The sequence below is a fragment of the Nocardioides sp. CPCC 206348 genome (genome assembly GCF_048654705.1).
Classification (GTDB): Bacteria; Actinomycetota; Actinomycetes; order Propionibacteriales; family Nocardioidaceae; genus Nocardioides.
Map to the genome: position 1 here is coordinate 46,323 of NZ_JBMCZA010000179.1, position 1,923 is coordinate 48,245.

The following is a 1,923-nucleotide window of genomic DNA, read 5'->3' on the forward strand; positions in this document are numbered from 1 at the left end:
CACGCCGCTGGCTGACCTGCGGGTGGGCCACTCGGCCTCGACGGCCGACAGCGCCGCCGTCGGCGACAACGCGACCGCGACGTCGACCAACATCGGGGTCGCACTGCCCGGCCTGAGCCTGCCGGTCGCAGGTTCCACCGCGACGTCTCCGCCGGCCGCGGTCGACGACGACGGCCCCCTGCCGCCGGTCGCCCTCCCCCCGGTCCTCAACCTGGGGCTGCTCGACACCTACGCCGAAGCCGGATTCGTCTCCACCACGCAGTGCCCCACGGCCGTCGGCGGCGCCCGGGTCCTGTCGAAGGCCGACACCAGCCTGGCCAGCCTCAGCCTGCTGTCGGTGGGTGCGCTCGGCCTCGATGTCGCCACCCTCGACGCGAGCCAGTCGACCTCGACGACCCAGCTGGTCGATCCCGAGAGCGACGGCACCTCGGCCGTCCAGACCATCACCGAGACCACCGTCGGCGACATCGGCCTGCTCGGCAACCTGGTCCAGATCCACCTCGCCGACCCCATCGTGATGACGTCGACCTCCGACGGCACCACCGGAACCACGACCTTCGTCCCGCCGGCCGTCAACGTGACGATCGGCGGCAACGTGATCACCCTCAACGACGAGCCGAACCAGACGATCGACCGGACCCTCAACGTCCTGGGCCTGGCTTCGGCAGGGATCCACATCGAGCTCCTCAGTACCTTCGACCAGGACTCGGGCGCGACCGCCCACGGGAGCCTGGCCGCGGTCCTGCGGATCACGGTCGACCTGGACCTGCTGCTCGGCGCGGTCCCGCTGGCCGACCTCGACCTCGGCGTCGCACCGATGGAGTCGCAGGCCCTCGCGCCCGCAGGCGGTGTCGAGTGCGACGCACTCGACGACACCGACGGCGACGGCCTGACCGACACCGAGGAAGACGCACTGGGCACCGACCCCGCGGACGCGGACAGCGACGACGACGGACTCGGGGACGGCGCCGAGGTCAACACGCACAACACCGACCCACTGGACGCCGACTCCGACAACGACGGCCTCACCGACGGCGCCGAGATCGACACCGACGCAGGTGGCCCCGACACCGGGACCGGCACCGACCCCAACGACGCCGACACCGACGACGGCGGGGCGAGCGACGGCGCCGAGGTGAACACCGACCTCACCGACCCGCTCAACCCGGCGGACGACGTACAGACCGACAGCGACGGTGACGGCCTCACCGACTCGGAGGAAGCCGTCCTGGGCACCGACCCGGACGACACCGACTCCGACGACGACGGCATCGAGGACGGTGCCGAGGTCGACACCGACGGCGCAGGCCCGGACACCGGGACCGGCACCGACCCGACCGACGCGGACAGTGACGACGACGGCCTGACCGACGGCGAGGAGCTCGACACCGACGCCGGCGGACCCGACACCGGGACCGGCACCGACCCCAACGACGCCGACACCGACGACGGTGGCGTCAACGACGGCACCGAGGTGGCCAACGGCACCAACCCCGTCGACAACCCCGCAGACGACGATGACCGCGACCTCGACGGCCTCACCGATGCCGAGGAGGACGCCCTGGGCACCGACCCCGCGGACGCGGACAGCGACGACGACGGCCTCGAGGACGGCGTCGAGGTCGACACCGACGACGGCGGACCCGACACCGGAACGGGCACCGACCCGCTGGTCGCCGACACGGACCACGACGGATTGAGCGACGGCGCCGAGGTCAACACCCACGACACCGACCCGCTCGACCCCGACACCGACGACGGCGGCGTCAACGACGGAGCCGAGATCGACAACGGCACCAACCCCGTCGACAACCCCGGTGACGACCTGCCGTCCACCGACGCGGATGGTGACGGCCTCACCGACGTCGAGGAAGACACCCTGGGCACCGACCCGGCCGATGCCGACAGCGACGACGACGGCCT

General features: G+C 72.0%; 1 pseudogene. It reads left to right on the forward strand.

Annotation, left to right across the window (positions count from 1 at the left end):
* Positions 1-1,923, forward strand: a pseudogene (locus ACOADB_RS14400) (hypothetical protein); the annotation flags it as partial.